Annotated in this window: 14 protein-coding genes; 8 read left to right on the top strand and 6 right to left on the bottom strand. The window is 61.8% G+C overall.

What is annotated here, in order from left to right; all coding sequences use genetic code 11:
* Positions 1-75 precede the first annotated feature (75 nt).
* From AC1RTP_RS17845 to leuA, 3 genes are all read right to left on the bottom strand, one after another.
* Positions 76-699: a DUF8082 domain-containing protein gene (locus AC1RTP_RS17845; protein ID WP_498609087.1), complete on the bottom strand. Its 624-nt coding sequence runs from the start codon at positions 697-699 to the stop codon at positions 76-78.
* Positions 700-711: 12 nt separating this feature from the next.
* A complete protein-coding gene (locus AC1RTP_RS17840) occupies positions 712-1,785 on the bottom strand; it encodes a cache domain-containing protein (RefSeq protein WP_498609086.1) in 1,074 nt (357 codons plus the stop codon).
* 145 nt (positions 1,786-1,930) lie between these two features.
* Positions 1,931-3,628, bottom strand: a complete 1,698-nt coding sequence (gene leuA / locus AC1RTP_RS17835) for a 2-isopropylmalate synthase (protein WP_498609084.1) — start codon at positions 3,626-3,628, stop codon at positions 1,931-1,933.
* A gap of 278 nt (positions 3,629-3,906) precedes the next feature.
* Between leuA and AC1RTP_RS17830 the strand changes: the two genes are divergently transcribed.
* Both AC1RTP_RS17830 and AC1RTP_RS17825 read left to right on the top strand, forming a co-directional pair.
* Positions 3,907-4,350 (top strand): Lrp/AsnC family transcriptional regulator, encoded by a 444-nt coding sequence (locus AC1RTP_RS17830; protein ID WP_498609083.1) that lies wholly within the window; start codon positions 3,907-3,909, stop codon positions 4,348-4,350.
* A 20-nt stretch (positions 4,351-4,370) separates the two neighbouring features.
* Positions 4,371-5,033, top strand: coding sequence for a hypothetical protein (locus tag AC1RTP_RS17825; RefSeq protein ID WP_498609082.1), 663 nt, complete (start codon positions 4,371-4,373; stop codon positions 5,031-5,033).
* 8 nt (positions 5,034-5,041) lie between these two features.
* On the opposite strand, the gene selD is transcribed toward AC1RTP_RS17825, so the two are convergent.
* Positions 5,042-6,091, bottom strand: a complete 1,050-nt coding sequence (gene selD / locus AC1RTP_RS17820) for a selenide, water dikinase SelD (RefSeq protein ID WP_498609080.1) — start codon at positions 6,089-6,091, stop codon at positions 5,042-5,044.
* An 11-nt stretch (positions 6,092-6,102) separates the two neighbouring features.
* On the bottom strand, positions 6,103-7,071 hold the full coding sequence (senB, locus tag AC1RTP_RS17815; protein WP_498609078.1) for a selenoneine biosynthesis selenosugar synthase SenB: 969 nt from the start codon (positions 7,069-7,071) through the stop codon (positions 6,103-6,105).
* A gap of 34 nt (positions 7,072-7,105) precedes the next feature.
* On the opposite strand from senB, the gene senA reads away from it, so the two are divergent.
* On the top strand, positions 7,106-8,308 hold the full coding sequence (senA, locus tag AC1RTP_RS17810) for a selenoneine synthase SenA (protein WP_498609077.1): 1,203 nt from the start codon (positions 7,106-7,108) through the stop codon (positions 8,306-8,308).
* 32 nt (positions 8,309-8,340) lie between these two features.
* Here the strand turns inward: senA and AC1RTP_RS17805 are convergent, their stop codons facing one another.
* Entirely contained in the window at positions 8,341-10,404 is a 2,064-nt protein-coding gene (locus AC1RTP_RS17805) for a S9 family peptidase (protein WP_498609076.1), read from the bottom strand.
* A gap of 77 nt (positions 10,405-10,481) precedes the next feature.
* On the opposite strand from AC1RTP_RS17805, the gene AC1RTP_RS17800 reads away from it, so the two are divergent.
* The 5 genes from AC1RTP_RS17800 to AC1RTP_RS17780 are packed head-to-tail and all read left to right on the top strand — an operon-like array spanning position 10,482 to position 16,285.
* Positions 10,482-12,314 (top strand): DUF885 domain-containing protein, encoded by a 1,833-nt coding sequence (locus tag AC1RTP_RS17800; protein WP_498609074.1) that lies wholly within the window; start codon positions 10,482-10,484, stop codon positions 12,312-12,314.
* 54 nt (positions 12,315-12,368) lie between these two features.
* The gene (locus AC1RTP_RS17795) at positions 12,369-12,890 is read left to right on the top strand and encodes a DUF2812 domain-containing protein (protein ID WP_498609072.1); all 522 of its coding nucleotides are present in this window, start codon (positions 12,369-12,371) and stop codon (positions 12,888-12,890) included.
* A 33-nt stretch (positions 12,891-12,923) separates the two neighbouring features.
* Complete coding sequence (locus AC1RTP_RS17790) at positions 12,924-14,357, top strand: alpha/beta fold hydrolase (protein ID WP_498609070.1); 1,434 nt, start codon at positions 12,924-12,926, stop codon at positions 14,355-14,357.
* A 12-nt stretch (positions 14,358-14,369) separates the two neighbouring features.
* Positions 14,370-15,104, top strand: a complete 735-nt coding sequence (locus AC1RTP_RS17785; RefSeq protein WP_498609069.1) for an ABC transporter ATP-binding protein — start codon at positions 14,370-14,372, stop codon at positions 15,102-15,104.
* On the top strand, positions 15,101-16,285 hold the full coding sequence (locus AC1RTP_RS17780) for an ABC transporter permease (protein ID WP_498609068.1): 1,185 nt from the start codon (positions 15,101-15,103) through the stop codon (positions 16,283-16,285). The genes AC1RTP_RS17785 and AC1RTP_RS17780 overlap by 4 nt, the downstream gene beginning before the upstream one ends.
* Positions 16,286-16,330 lie beyond the last annotated feature (45 nt).

Below are 16,330 nucleotides of genomic sequence, written 5' to 3'. Positions count from 1 at the left end.
GGCAAACGGACACGAGCCCAACCGCATTGCGGTTGGGCTCGTGTCCGTTTGCTCGACCTGACCCCGACTTTTAAATTAGATGCCTAGGGCGCGGCTGATGTCGGCCGTGAACTTGGCTGCCTGGTCGGCATTAGGAATCTCGCCGGCGAGTTTCTGCGTCATCACGCGCAGGTCGGTGACTTCGTCGAAATAGTCGCCGCAGACAATCGCTGCCATCGGGCCGATATACGTGGCCAGTGTGTTTTCGAAAATGGTGCGCTGGGCGTCCGTCAGAACTGGCTTGCCGTTGGCGGCGGCTGGTTGCGACGTGGCCGGCATCGGTGCTGCGGCGGGTGCAGGGCGGCGCGCTACGCCGGGCAGCAGGGTGGACGCCGATGAACCGGCCGCCGGCAGGTCCGGAATGCTGCCGTACAGGTAATCGAGAATCGCCTCGGTCGACCATGGCAGCGGTTCGTTGCTGGCCGCGCTCGCGCGGTCAACGCTCAAACGCGCGCGCTGCATGGTGCGCAGGATATCGAGTCCGTCGCGGCCGCGGCGACCGCGGCACAGGACGAAAACGATACGCCCGCCATCAAGGTGGATCTGCGCCATGCGGTTGTCATCGCTGACCAGCATGATGGTCGCAGTGTGTCCCTGGGCGCAGTAGCCGGCGATCTGGTCGAGCAGCTGTACGAAGGGGATGAACTCTGGCAGTGCCATAACAGTTCGCCTTTACCCGGATTTCTTACGCAGGCGATCCATCGCCATCTGGATGCTGACGCCCAGGCGTTCCACCGCGCGTGCCAGCGAGCCGATTTCGTCGCCACGGCTGGTTTGCGGGATCGTCACGTCCAACTGGCCTTTGCTCAGTTTCTCGGCGATGGCGGTCAGCTGGTTGATCGGGCGGGTTAGCTGCTTGCCCATCACGAATGCCAGCGCGGCGACCAGCACGATCACGATGCCGATCAGGATACGCGCTTCGTCGCGCATCTTGTTCATGGCGGCATAGGCTTCGTCATACTGCTGTTCGACCAGCACGGTCCAGCCTTGCGGCAGTTCGCGTACGAAGCCAACCATCTTCACGCCGCCGTCCACATAGGTCTTAGGCTCGTCGGTGATGCCTTGTACCTGCAGGGCAGGGTGCTTGCTGAAGTCTTGCAGCTGGGTCTTGATCTTGGTCGGGTCGCCGTGGGCGATGACTTTCTTTTCCGCGTCGAGCAGGATGGCGCGGCCGGTTTCGCCGATTTTGATGTCGGTGACGGTGCGCGATACCACGCCCAGGTCCATGGCGATAGCGAGCACGCCAACCACGGTGCGGTTGTCGTTGCGGATCGGAACGCCGATATTCAGCGATGGCTTGCCGCTGGTTTTGCCGATTGCCACCAGGCGGCCTTCTTCCTTGCCGGCCATGACGGCCTTGAAGTAGGCGCGGTCGCTGTAGTCGGTCAGGGCGCCGCCGTCGCTGCGGGATACGTCCTTGCCGTCGGTGCCTTCGATGTGCAGCAGGTAGGACCATTCGTAGGTCGAGGAAATCGCGGTCAGCACCGGTACCTGGCGGGCCGGGTTCATCGAGATGATGTCATCCAGGCGGGTGGCCATGCGCAGGGCGCGCATATTGGTGTCGTCCCAGCTGTTGATGCCGGTCGCGACGGTGTCCGTGTTAGCGATCAGGTTTTCCGAGATCTTGGTGGTCAATTCTTTCTCAGCGGAAGAATTGCCCAGGTACCAAAGGGCCAGCAGGGGTACCAGGGTTACCACCAGAAGGGTGATCAGAACTTTATGGAAAATATTCAGGGATAGTTTCATATTTGTAAATCAATCGTTACTAAGACGGTAAGTTCATGATTTTACATTCGATATCCCTTTCGTGCGTTTCCGTATGGAAATTTTTGTTTTCGATCAAAAGGCAGCCGAAATCCTGTTGCGGGGTCGCGACTGCCTTTGAGATTGATCAAGCTTCCGCATTTGCGGCGTCGGCCGCTGCGTCGTTCTTCTGCGCGATCTGGCGGTTGATGGCGCTCAGCACGGCTTTGAAGGAGGCGGTGACGATATTGCTGTCCACGCCTGCGCCGAACAGGGTCGGGCCGCCGTCCAGGCGCAATTCGACGTAGCAGGCTGCTTTGGCATTGGCGCCGTGGCCGATGGCGTGCTCGTGGTAGTCCATCAGGGTCACGTCGAGGCCGAGCGCGTCGACGAAGGCGTCGATCGGGCCGTTGCCGCCGCCTTGCAGTGTCATCGCGGCCTTGTTGTGCAGCAGGCCAATATCGATTTGCACCGGCTCGTCGTTCGAGGTGTCTTCCACCATCTTGTGCGAGACATAGGCGTAAGGCGCGGTCTGCGACAGGTATTCCTGTTCGAAGATCTGGTAGATGCCTTCGGAGGTGATTTCCAGGCCGGTCTGGTCGGCGACCTTCTGCACGGCGCGGCTGAATTCAATCTGCAGGCGGCGTGGCAATTCGAGGCCGTAGTCCTGCTCCAGCAGGTAGGCCATGCCGCCTTTGCCGGATTGGCTGTTGACGCGGATGACGGCGTCGTAGCTGCGGCCCACGTCCTGCGGGTCGATCGGCAAGTACGGGATTTCCCACGGCGCGCCGTCCTGCTGCTTGGCGAAGCCTTTCTTGATCGCGTCCTGGTGTGAGCCGGAGAAGGCGGTGAAGACCAGGTCGCCGACGTACGGGTGGCGCGGGTGCACCGGCAACTGGTTGCATTCTTCGACGATCTTGCGCACGGCGTCGATGTCGGAGAAGTCCAGGCCTGGATGCACGCCTTGGGTGTAGAGGTTCAGGGCCAGGGTGACCAGGTCCACGTTGCCGGTGCGTTCACCGTTGCCGAACAAGCAGCCTTCGACGCGTTCGGCGCCGGCCATCACGGCCAGTTCGGCGGCGGCGATGCCGGTGCCACGGTCGTTATGCGGGTGCACGGAGATGATGATGGAGTCGCGGCGTTCCAGCTTGCGCGACATCCATTCAATCTGGTCGGCGTACACGTTCGGGGTCGAGCATTCGACGGTGGCCGGCAAATTGACGATCATCTTCTTGGCCGGAGTCGGCTGCCAGATGGCGGAGACGGCATCGACGATGTGCTTGGCGAAGTCCAATTCCGTGGTGGAGAAGGATTCCGGCGTGTATTCGTAGGTCCAGTCGGTTTCCGGATGCTGGGCCAGGAGCTCCTTCACCAGCTTAGTACCGCTGGTGGCGATGGAGGTGATTTCTTCGCGGCTGGCGCCGAACACCACTTTGCGGAAGACCGGCGCAGTGGAGTTATACATGTGGACGATGGCGCGCTTGGCGCCGATGCACGATTCCACGGTGCGGCGGATCAGTTCTTCGCGTGCCTGGGTCAGGACGATGATGGTGACGTCGTCCGGGATGCGGTTTTCTTCAATCAGCTTGCGCACGAAGTCGAAGTCGGTTTGCGAGGCGGAAGGGAAGCCTACTTCGATTTCCTTCAGGCCCACTTTGATCAGCAATTCGAAGAACTTGATTTTCTTTTCCACGCTCATCGGCTCGATCAAGGCCTGGTTGCCGTCGCGCAGGTCGGTGCTCATCCAGATTGGCGGCTTGGAGATGACGGCGTTCGGCCAGCTGCGGTCGGTCAAACCGACGGTAGGATACGGGCGATATTTCGCGGCAGGGTTCTTCAACATCATGGTGATACTCCTGAGTTTTTTAAATTTTGGGAAACCGGAACGTGGCGCGAGGGCGGCCGACGCGGGGTACTGCTGGGGGAATTTCAGGCGCGTGCCAGTAGTAGCGCGCCTAGTAGTAGGGCGCCTGGCAGGTGAGCAAAGATGTGCATTTGCGAGGTCATGTCGTCCAATGTAAGGCACCCGATTTGGCCTTGTCAAGAAAAAATCTCAGCAGTGAAATACGATGATTTCGCGCTTTATACTGATAAAATAGGGTTGTCATCGAGGATAAATCGGCTATGGATAAAATTGATCGAGAAATAATCGGGCTTTTGCGTGATGATGCGAGGATAAGTTTTAAGGATTTAGGCGAGCGGGTGAGCCTTAGCGCGAATACGGTGGCTGACCGTGTGCGGCGTTTGGTGGCGGACGGCGCCATCCTCGGTTTCGAAGCACGCATCGAACACGCGGCGCTGGGCCTGCACCTGCAAGCCTATATCGACGTCAAGCTGAAGTCGGGCACCAATACCCACGAGTTCGAGGAGGTGGTGAAAACCATTCCCGGCGTGCTGGAAGTGGCGCTTTTGACCGGCAACTACGACGGCCTGCTGCGTGTGGCCTGCAAAGACCAGGCCCAGTTGCTGCGTTTGATCGATACCTTGCGCGACCGGGCGGGCGTGCAGGATACCTACAGCCGCGTGATCCTCCACCAGACGCCTGTCCGCGCGCCGTTCGCTGAATGAGGCTAAGTTAGAATAGCGCGATGCAAAAACTGAATGTGGAATTAAACCGGCTGTACCAGGCTGCTACCGATGGCGGCACGCGCAGCATCGCGCTGGCGTTCAAGAAATTGCCCGGCGACGGCGAGGCGGGGCATTGGGAGCGGCTTTGCTCCCTGGCGAATACCTTGCAATCGGAATTAGGCCTGCCGGCACCAGCGGTCAGCATCTCAGGCGCTGGTTCGTATGGACTTTGGCTCTCGCTCGAAAAGCCGGTAGCAGCGGCGCAAGCCGAAGAATTCAAGGAGATGCTCTGCGAGGCCTTTTGCCCCGAGCAGAAGCAGACCGGCTCCTTGCCAGAGCTGCCGCCGCACATGAAACAGGATAGCGGCAAGTGGTCAGCATTCATCCATCCCGGCATGGGCGCATCGTTCGCGGGCGACGAAGGGCTGGAAGTTCAGCCGCCGGAAGCGGGCCAGGTCGCCTTGCTGGAAGGCCTGGAAAGCATCACGCCCGCGCAGTTTGAGCAAGCACTTGGGCAGCTGCGAAAAGTAGCTGGCGGCTGCGCACCGCAAGCCGCAGTGGCGGCCCAGACTACGCCCCGCCCCGCACTGGAAGGCCTGCTCCTGAAGGATGCGACGCTGGAAGACATCGTCAACTACCTTCACTCCAAAAACATCGAGCCGACCTTCCGCTTCCTGAAATAAGCGATGCTTTAAGCGGCGACTTGAACGCGTGCTTCGCCGGTGGCCATTTCGCCGATGACGGCGGCGTGTTCGAAGCCGTGGCTGCGGAACAGGGCCAGGACTTCATCGACGCTCGACGGATCGCAGGATACCAGCAGGCCGCCGGAGGTTTGCGGGTCGGTCAGCAGGGTGTGCTGCGGCTGGGTGATGTTCGGCGTCAGCATCACGTCCTTGCCGTAGGCGTCCCAGTTGCGGCCGGAGGCGCCGGTGAAGAAGCCGTCGTGCGCCAGTTTTTCGACGCCTGGCAGCAGCGGGATCTGCGACATATTCAGCTTGGCGGTCAGCTTGGCTCCGCGCGCCAGTTCCAACAGGTGGCCCAGCAGGCCGAAGCCGGTGACGTCGGTCAGGGCGTGCACGCCCGCCAGTTCGGACAGCGCCTTGCCTGGCTTGTTCAATTTGGTGGTGTTGTCGATCATGGCTTTGTAGCCTTCGTCGTCCAGCACGCCTTTTTTCAGCGCAGCCGACAGCACGCCCACGCCCAGCGGCTTGCCCAGCACCAGGACGTCGCCCGCTTTGGCGTCGGCGTTGCGCTTCACTTTCGATGGGTGCACCAGGCCCAGTACCACCAGGCCATAAATCGGTTCTACGGAGTCGATGGTGTGGCCGCCGGCGATCGGGATGCCGGCTTCGTTGCAGATCGATTCGCCGCCCTTGATGATCTTGCCGATCACGTCGATCGGCAGTTTGTTGACCGGCATGCCGACCAGGGCCAAGGCCATGATCGGTGTGCCACCCATGGCATATACGTCGGAGATGGCGTTGGTGGCGGCGATGCGGCCAAAGTCGAACGGGTCGTCGACGATGGGCATGAAGAAATCGGTGGTAGCGATCAGGGCCTGCTCGTCGTTGAGCTTATACACGGCGGCGTCGTCGGCCGTTTCGATACCGACCATCAGTTCCTTCGGCACGGGGAAGCCGTTGGTGTTTTTCAGGATCTCGGACAGCACGCCGGGCGCGATTTTGCAGCCGCAGCCGCCGCCGTGGGAGAAAGAGGTGAGTTTGATTGGTTCAGTGCTCATGATGAGGTCTTTCAGTTCGTATAAAGCAGATTATCCACCAAGTCCAGCAGGGCTGTCTGCTCAGCTTCGGGGGTAAAGAGTTTGGCGCGTTGGGCGCATTGTTCTTGAAGTGCGGCGTACCATGCGGTGTCGCTGATGCTTTTATCGATCAGGGCTGCCAGGGCTTGTGCATCGCCCGACGGGAAGTAGCCGAGGTAGTCGTCGCCCAGCATGCCGCGATTGCCGCTGATGTCACTGGCCAGCACGGGGACGCCGCTGGTCACCGCTTCGATGATGACGTTGGCGCCGCCTTCCATGCGGGAGCAGATTGCCATGGCATGGGCGTGCTTCAGGCGCTGGCGGGTTTCGGCGTGGGGGAGGGGGCCGAGCCATTCGTAGCGGCCTTCTGCGGCTTTTGCGGCCGCCGCTGCCGCCTCGCCCAGGGCGGGAACCAGAACGCCGCCAATGTGGATCAAGCGGGCGGTTGGGGCGCTCACCAGCGGGGCGGCCTGCATGAAGGTGCTTGGGTCTTTTTCTTCGCGCAGGTGGCCGACCATGAGGATGTCGTGGTGCCGATGCGCGGTGCGCTCGGCTGGCTGCAAGGCCGGGGCAGACTGGTAGATGACGTGGGCTTTGGCACGCAAGCGTGGTGTCAGCTCGGACAGGCCGGCTGGCTGCAGCAGTACGAGGGCGGTGGCGCGTTCCAGCGAGGCTTGCGCGTCCGAGTCAGTGCGGATGTCGCGATACAGGTCGGTGCCGGTGAGGACAAGTACGGTCGGGCGGTCAGGATGGGCGGCGTAGAAACGTGCCAGCGGGCCCGCCGAGCGCCGCGCGTGGAGCGCGATCAGCAGGTCCGGCGAGTGCGCGGTGGGCCAGTCGGATGCGATTTCGACGTGGTGGCGCGTGCGCAGGAATTGCGCCCAGCGGCGGGCTGTTTGCCAGTTGCCGTTGTTGGCTTGTGCCAGCGCGGGGCTGACGATGCAGATTGTCTGCTTGCGCATTGGTGTGTTGCTCAAATATAGCTACAATCGACCCATGAACGCCATCCATGCCTCGTTCCGGACAGCCCGAACCCAGCAACTTGCCGACGCCTTGCAGGCTGCGCGCAATTATACGCTGAGCCTATTCGAATGTTTCGCCGCAGCCGGGATGGATTCGGCGGCGCGCGTGCCGCAAATACGCATCGTCAATCCGCCGCTTTGGGAGCTAGGGCATACGGCCTGGTTCGCGGAGTGGTTCATCCTGCGCGAGGCGATTTCAAGCCATCCGGCCGATGCGCTGTACACCTCCCTGCTGCGCAAGGGCGACGACTGGTTCGATTCGAACATGGTGCCGCACCGTAGCCGCTGGAGCCTGGACTTGCCCAGCACAGGCGGGTTGAAAACTTACTGCCATGAAGTGCTGGACCGCGTCCTGGACAAGCTGTCGCGTGAGCCGAACACGGATGAAGCGCTGTACCCGTACCGGCTGGCGCTGGCCCACGAGGACATGCACGGTGAAGCCTTCCTCTACACGCTCCAGACGCTTGGCCTGCAGGCGCCGGCCCACCTGACCCACGACGAACGGGCATCCGGCGCGCCGGGCGATATCGCCTTCCCCGGCGGTACGCTGCAATTGGGCAGCGCGCCCGATTCGGGCGGTTTTATTTTCGACAACGAGAAGTTCGCCCACCCTTGCCTCGTTGCGCCGTTCCGCATGGACGCGACCCTGGTCACAAACGCGCAGTATGCGGACTTCGTGGAAGACGGCGGCTACGAGAAGCGCGAGTTCTGGAGCAATACCGGCGCCGAATGGCTGCTGCGCCAGGAGCGCTCGGCGCCGCGTTACTGGCGGCGTGATAACGGCCAGTGGCGCACCATGCGCTTTGGCCGCCTGACTACTTTGTCGGCGCATGAGCCGGTGCGGCATGTCTCGCTGTATGAGGCGCAAGCCTACTGCGCCTGGGCCAATCGTCGCCTGCCGACTGAGATGGAATGGGAGTACGCGGCGCTGCACGGCCATCCGGCTTTCCGCTGGGGGCAGCTGTGGGAGTGGACGGCGTCGCCGTTCGAGCCGTATCCAGGCTTTGAGGCGGACCGCTACCGGGAATATTCAGCGCCCTGGTTCAGCACCCACCAGGTGCTGCGCGGCGCATCGTTCGCCACGCCATCGCGGCTTGGCTCGGCCAAGTTCCGTAACTTCTACCTGCCGGAACGCGACGACATCTTCAACGGCTTCCGTACCTGCGCTTTTGAATAAAAGAAGCCGCCCGGAGGCGGCTTCTTAACATTTTACTTCTTCAGGTGGGCGTCCAGCCAGCCGATCACGGTGTGGTGCCACAGGATCGAGTTGGCAGGCTTCAGGACCCAGTGATTCTCGTCCGGGAAGACCAGCAGCTTTGATTCAATGCCCTGGCGCTGCAGCGCGGTGAAGGCGCCCAGCGCTTGCGAGGTCGGGATGCGGAAGTCGAGGTCGCCCTGTACCACCAGCATCGGGGTCTTCCACTTGGTCACGTGGTTGACCGGGTTGAACTTCTCGTAGCCGTTAGGGTTGGCGTAGTAGGTGCCGCCGTTTTCCCATTCGGTGAACCAAAGTTCTTCGGTGGCGTAGGCCATGCCGCGCTGGTCGAACACGCCGTCGTGGTTGACGATGCACTTGAAGCCATCGCTCCAGTTACCTTCGATCCAGTTCATCATGAAGCCGCCGTACGATGCACCCAGGGCGCAGGCGTTCCGGCCGTCCAGGAAGTCATACTTGGACACGGCTGCCGCCAGGCCTTTCTGCAAGTCTTCCAGTGGCTTGCCGCCCCAGTCGCCGCTGATCGCATCGGTGAATGCCTGGCCATAGCCGGTCGAACCGTGGAAGTCGATGAACATGGATGCATAGCCGGCACCTGCGTACACCTGTGGATTCCAGCGGTAGCTCCAGCTGTTGCCGAAGCTGCCCTGCGGGCCTCCGTGCACCAGGAAGGCGACCGGGTATTTCTTGCCCGGCTCGTAATTCCAAGGCTTCATCACGTAGCCATGCACGGTGTCGCCGTTCGCGCCTTTGAAGGAGAACTGTTCGTAGTCCGCCATCTTCACGTCTTTCAGGCGATCGGCATTCGCCCAGGTCAGCTGGGTGCCTTTCTGTTCGGCGCCTTCAGTCTTCAGCTTGAGCAGCTGTGCGCCGCCGCCCAGGGATGCCAGGGCCGATATCACGGTGTCTTTCTGTACGTCGAATTCGCCGGCGTAGCCTTTGCCGGTCAGCGCGGTCACCTTGCCGGATGCGACATCCAGCGAGAACAGGCGGTGATTACCGACGTCGTCGGCGTTGGCCAGCAGGGCCTTGCCGTCAGCGCGCCATTTGTAATCGGCGATGGAGCGGTCCCATTCCTGGGCCAGCACGCGTTTCTTGCCGGTGGCGACATCCATCAGCACCATGTGGAAGCGGTCGGCCTCAAAGCCTGGGCGCTTCATCATCAGGTAGGCCAGGGTCTTGCCGTCCGGGGAGAAGGATGGCTTGGCGTCCCATGCCGGGTTTTCGCCGGTCAGGTTGCGCGGAGCTGCGCCGCCGGCTGCCGGCACTTCGTACAGGTCGAAATTGGTGGACCAGGATTCGGCTTTGCCTGCCACGCGGGCGGAGAACACGACCTTCTGGCCGTCCGGCGAGAACTGGTAGTCGCCGTTGTCGCCGAATGGCTTGGAGTGCACGTCGCCGTCCAGCGAGCCGCTCAGGCTGACCGCAGCGCCGGCCTTGCCGGAAACGTCGAGCGGCGCCGAGTACAGCACGTTGCGGCGGCCGTCGGCCCAGGTATCCCAGTGGCGCACGAACATTTCGTCGAACAGCATGCCGGTGGCTTTGTTCTTGGCCTTGTCGTCCAGGCGTTTCTTGGTGCAGGCCAGGTCGGCGCAATCGCGGTAGACCTCGAAAGCCAGGGCCAGGCGGTCACCTTTCGGCGACAGACGGTAGCTTTCCACACCCAGAGGGAAGTCGGTCACGCGCATGGCTTCACCGCCGGCGTTCATCGGCAAGCGCCATACCTGGGCGGAACCGGAACGGCCGCTCACGAAGTACACGGCGTCGCCCGATGGCGACCATTGCGGCTGGCTGCTGCTGGCGTCGTGCTGGGTCAGTTGGACAGGGGCCGGCTTGGCGGCCTTCAGGTCGATCATCCACAGCTGCGTGATGCCGCGGTTCTTTTCCATATTGGTGGTGCGGACGGTGTACACCACGCGGCTTGCATCCGGCGACAGCACTGGGCTGCCAACGCGGTCCATGCTTGCCAGGTCTTCAACGGTCAGGCCGCGCGGGGCGGCAACGGCACTGGTTGCCGCAACGATGGCGGCGCCCATAGCCAGCAGGCGTAAGGTCATTCGGGATCTCCGGGTCTGTTATCAAATCTGCCAGCTGGTGGCTGGCTAACCGGTGATGATACTGTAATATTTCACGCATGGAGATCAATGCGAAGAAAATTGCGGTTTGGGGACTGACCGGCATCACGGCAGCACTGTGCGCCGGCGCGGTGCTGGCAACGCAAACCTGGTATTCGAAACCGCTCAAGCTGGAGTGGTTTTACATGCGCGCCTTTGCCAAGTCGGCGCTGAAAAGCCCCGAGCTGATGTCCCGCATACGCGTGCTGCCGGCCTGGCTGGATTTCCAGAATTCCCGCCTCGACGACGAGTCGCCCGAGTTCAGGCGTGAGCTTTTCCAGGACATGAAAGACAACCTGGCCATGTTGGACCGCTATGACCGCGAAGAGCTGGGCCGCGAGGCGCAACTGTCCTACGACACGGCGCATTACTACCTGAGCGACAAGATCGAAGGCGAGCGCTTCCGCCTGCACGAATTCCCGATCAACCAGCTATACGGCGTGCAAATCGCTTTGCCGGAATTCATGACGGACGTACATCGCGTCACCACGCGCGGCGAGGCGGAGGACTATATCGCTCGCCTGCGAAAATTCCCGCGCAAGTTCGAGCAGGTGCTGGAAGGCGTGCGTGCGCAAGCTGCAGCCGGCATCGTTCCGCCGCAATTCCTGGTCGAGAAAGTGCTGCAGCAGATGCACGTCTTCGCGGGCCGTCCGGCGCGCGACAACGTGCTGTACACCAGCTTCAAGGCCAAGCTGGACGCGATTCCGCTGGCGGACATGAACGAGAAGACGCGCGCCGCACTGCTGCAGGGCGTGGCCGACGCGATCCAGGATAGCGTCTACCCGGCGTATGCATCCTTGATGCGCTACTTCGTCGACCTGCAGGGCCGCGTGCATTCCAACGATGGCGCCTGGTCGCTGCCGAACGGCGATGAATACTATGCCTGGTGCGTGCGCCACCACACGTCAACCAACCTGACGCCGCAGCGTGTGCATGAACTGGGACTGGCCGACGTCGAGCGCATTACCGGCATCATGGACCGGCTGCTGCGCCAGCTAGGGCTGGAGCAGGGCAGCATCGGCGAACGGTTGCAACAGCTGATGCAGGACCCCCAATACCGCTACCCGGACACGGAAGAGGGACGCAAGGAGTTACTGGCGCAGTACCGCGCCATCATGAAAGAAGCGGACGAAAAACTGTCAGGCGCTTTCGCTACGCACCCCAAGGCCGCCATCGAAGTGCGTGAAGCGCCTGCCCATTCGGCTGCCACCGCGCCCACCGCTTATTACATTCCCGCCTCCTTCGACAACACCCGCCCGGGCGTGTTCTACGTGAATCTGCGCTCGGTAAAGGATGTGGCGAAATTCGGCATGCGCAGCACGGTCTTCCATGAGGTCATGCCGGGTCATCACTTCCAGGTATCGCTGGCGCAGGAGATGCATGGCGTGCCGTTCTTCCGGCGCGTGATCAGCTTTACCGCCTACCAGGAGGGCTGGGGCTTGTACGCGGAACGCCTGGCATCGGAAATGGGCCTGACGCCCGATCCGCTCGACCAGCTGGGACGCCTGCGCGACGACATGCTGCGTGCGGCGCGTCTGGTGGTCGATAGCGGCATCCATTACAAGCGCTGGTCGCGGGAGGAAGCGATTGCCTACATGATGGAGAACACCGGCATCTCCGAGAAAGAGGCCACAGCGGAAGTGGAGCGCTATATCGTCGAACCCGGCCAGGCGCTGGCCTATAAGGTGGGCATGCTGTCCATCCTTGGCCTGCGCGAGAAGGCGCGCGCCGAACTGGGTGAGCGTTTTGACCTCAAACAGTTCCATGCCGAGATCCTGGGCCACGGCGCCTTGCCACTGACTGTGCTGGAACGCGTGGTGGATGACTGGATCGCAGCGCAACAACGGCATTGACATCGTTTACTTAAATGCTAATATATCGGCTATCGATATAGCGGTGACCGATATATGGCGCAAGTAGTCAGGAAATTCAGGTGGTTTTGGGACGATGCAGACCATGCGATCGAGCGCTGGCTCGAGGACATGGCGCGCGAGGGCTTGCATTTGAAGCGCATTCGCTGCCTGCGCACCTTGTTCATTTTCGAACGCGGAGAACCGGCGGAAGTGAGTTACCGCGTTGATTTCCAGCCGTGGCGCATTGGCCAGGATTATCTCCAGCTGTTCCAGGACGCAGGCTGGGAGCGCGTAGACCACCTCCTGGGCTGGCAGTACTGGCGCGCGCCAGTCGGCAAGGCGCGCGCGGCGGAAATCTTCACTGATGTCGAGTCCATGAGCCGCAAGTACAAGATCCTGATCTGGCTGTTCATGGTGCCGCTGGTGCTGCAATTGCCTTACACCGTTATGCGCATCCAGGAGCACTGGCATAAGGCACCCGCCATGGTTGCCATGCTCCTGGGGGCTTACGCGGTCTCGCTTTACTGCGTCGCGCGGCTCGTCAAGCGCTTGCGCAGCTTACGGCAGCAAACTTAGTAGTCCATTCCTTTTTAATCTGGGAGTTTTCTAATGAAATTGCGTATTTCATGGGCGGCGCTCGTCCTCACGCTGGCGACGCTAATGGCCTTGGACGCCAAGGCTGCCGTGCAGCCGGGACGCGCCTGCCACCTGCGCGGCAGTGAAGAAGCCTTGCGCTGCCACGACATCAGCGTGCCGCTGGACCCGCAGCGTAAGGACGCGGGCCAGCTCACATTGCATGTGTCGGTGGCGCCGGCTTTCCGTCCAATTCCAAACAGCGACCCGGTCTTCGTGCTGGCCGGCGGTCCTGGTGAAGCGGGCTCGGACGTCGTGGTGTTGCTTGATTCGGTCTTCAGGCGCATGCGCGCCACGCGCGACATCGTCTTCATCGACCAGCGCGGCACTGGCCTGTCGGGCAAGCTGCGCTGCGATGGCGAGCAGATTGACGACGCCAACACTGAGAGCGCCTTGAATGAGGCCGTGGGCAAATGCCTGAAGGGGATCAAGAACCCCTTGGCCGCTTATTCCACCGCGAACGCCGCAGCCGATATCGAGCAGGTGCGGCTGGCGCTGGGTTATGGCAAGGTGAATGTCTTTGGCGGTTCTTACGGTACCCGCCTTGGCCAGCAATATGCACGCAGCTATCCGGGCAGCGTGCGCACCCTGATACTGGACGGCGTGGCCGCTCCGGACCAGGTGATTCCAGCCGCCGCCCAAGACGCGCAGCTGGCGCTGGAGGGCGTCTTCAAGCGCTGCGCCAGCGACAAGGAATGCGCTAAGGCTTATCCCCAGCTGCAGAAGGAGTTCGACTCCTTGCTTGCGCGTGTGGATGCAGGCTCGGTGAAGCTGGACTTCGCCCACCCGCGCACAATGAAGCGCATGCAGCTGCCGCTGACCAACCTGCGTTTCGTCTCGGTGGTGCACTCGACGCTGTATTCGCCGCAGGACAGCAACCGCCTGCCGTACATCATCCATAACGCCTATGAAGGCAACTGGGGCCCATTCCTGGCGCGCGCATATATCGCCAGCGATTTCACGCCTGAGAGCTCGCTCTCCATGCCGCTTTACCTGGCCGTGGTCTGCGCCGAGGACATTCCGCGCCTGAGCGATGAAGCGCGAATCGCCGACGAAAAGGGCTCCTTCCTGCGCGGACACGCCGGCCGGATCGGCGCCATTTGCCCGTTGCTGAAAGTTCCGGCCGCCCCGGTGCAAGCCGCAACGCCGATTGCCATCCCAACCCTGCTGCTGTCCGGCGACCAGGACCCGGTCACGCCGCCGCGCCGCGCGCAAAGCGCCGCCAAGTCGATGAGCAAGGCGCAACTGGTCATGGTCGCCAATGCCGGCCATGGCGTATCGCGCCTTGGTTGCATGCCACGCCTGCTGCGCGAATTCCTCGATAAGCCGGAGCAGCCGGTCGAACAGGCCTGCCTGCGCGACGTTGCGCCACTTCCGTTCCAGCTTGGCCACGCCGGCGCCAATCCCTGAAAGGTCCATCACATGATCCACGTAGAAGACGTACATAAAAGCTTCGGCGATTTTCCCGCGCTGGCCGGCGTCAGCTTCAGCGTCGCCGACGGCCGCGCCACGGCGCTGCTGGGCCCCAACGGCGCTGGCAAGACCACGCTGATGCGCACTCTGGTCGGCCTGCTCAAGCGCGACAGCGGCTCCGTCAGCATCGACGGCATCGATCCCGACAAAGACCCGATGGGCGCGCGCCGCAATGTCGGCCTGCTGACCGACCAGTTCGGACTGTACGAGCGACTGACCACACGCGAATACCTGGAGTACTTCGGCCAGATCAACCGCATGGACAAGGCCGCGATCAAGCGCCGCATTGACGAAGTGACCGAGCTGCTTGGCCTGGGCGAATTCCTCGAGCGCCACTGCAAGGGCTTCTCGCAAGGCCAGCGCATCAAGGTGGCGCTGGCGCGCACGCTGCTGCATCGCCCGCGTAACCTGCTGCTGGACGAGCCGACGCGCGGCCTGGACGTCATGAGCACGCGCGCACTGCGTCGCGCACTGGCTAAATTGCGTGAAGAGGGCTGCAGCATCATCCTGGCCACCCACGTCATGCAGGAAGTCACCAATCTATGCGACGACGTGATCGTCATCGCCAACGGCCGCACGGTCGCGCAGGGCACACCGCTGCAACTGTGCGAGCAAACTGGAATCGCCAACCTGGAAGACGCCTTCGTCCACCTGGTCGGCACGGAAGAGGGGATCGCAGCATGATGCCGCAATTTTTAGTTGTAATGATCAAGGAGCTGAAGGAAGCGTTGCGCGACAAACGCACGCTGAACATCATGCTCATGATGGTGTTCATGTATCCCGGCCTGGTCGGCTTCATGCTGCACAACCAGATCCAGAAGGCGACCAAAACCGAGCGTACCGGCATCGACATCGTAATGATCGGTGCAGCGCAAGCGCCCAACCTGGTGAGCTACCTGCGCCAGAAAAGCGTGAACATTACCGAAAAGGACGCCATGAGCGAAGCCGATATCGGCAAACTCCTGGGCGAGAAAAAGATGGCGGCCGTGCTGAAGCTGGGCGACAAGTTCGGCGAGTACTACAGCGACCTGCGTCCGGCGCCAATGGAACTGTGGTTCGACTCCGCAGTGGAAAAGCAGTCGCAACGCCGCGAGCTGGAAACCATGCTGCGCGAATACGGCAACGGCATCGCCGGCGCACGCATGCTGGCGCACGGCGTGTCGCCGGCCACGCTGTCGCCCTTCGCGCTGCAACGCTTCGACACGGCCGACAGCCTGACCCGATCGAACACGCGCATTGGCTTCTTCCTTGGCATGTTCTTTGTCCCGGTCTGCATCTTCGGCCTGGCGGCGGCGATCGACAGCACTGCCGGCGAGCGCGAACGCCGTTCGCTGGAAGTGCTGATTTCGCAGCCGATGCGCGGTATCGACCTGGTCGCAGGCAAGTGGCTGGCCGCTTCCGCGCTGGCAGCGATCGGCTTGATTTGCGAGTTAATTGTGGCGCACGCGGTGCTGAAGTACCTGCCGCTGGAGGAAATTGGTATTTCTTGGCGCGTTGATTTGCCGACCTTGTTGCTGGTGATTGTCGCAGCAATGCCGCTGTGCCTGATGGTGGGCGCGCTGCAAGTAGCGATGGCGATGAATTCCCGCACGTTCAAGGAAGCGCAGGCGACGGCAGGTATCGTGACCTTTATCCCGATTTTGCCGGTGATGATCGTTCCTGCGTTGGAACTGAACACGCAGAACTGGATGTACGCGGTACCGCTGCTGTCCAACCAGACCATGTTCCAGGCATTGGCAACAGGCCAATCACTCGGCGCATTGCCTTACCTGCTTGCTTGCGCACTGCCGCTGGCGCTAGCCGCAGCAGCCGTCGCATTCGCCTCCCATCGGATGGGCAGCGAGAAATATGTACTAGGTGTCTAATTAAAAGTCGGGGTCAGGTCGAGCAAATGGACAAATTTGTCCATT

It is taken from the genome of Pseudoduganella sp. GW821-FHT11H04 (assembly GCF_058807935.1).
Note: the sequence above shows the minus strand (reverse complement) of the source record. Positions and strands in the feature narration are given on the sequence as shown.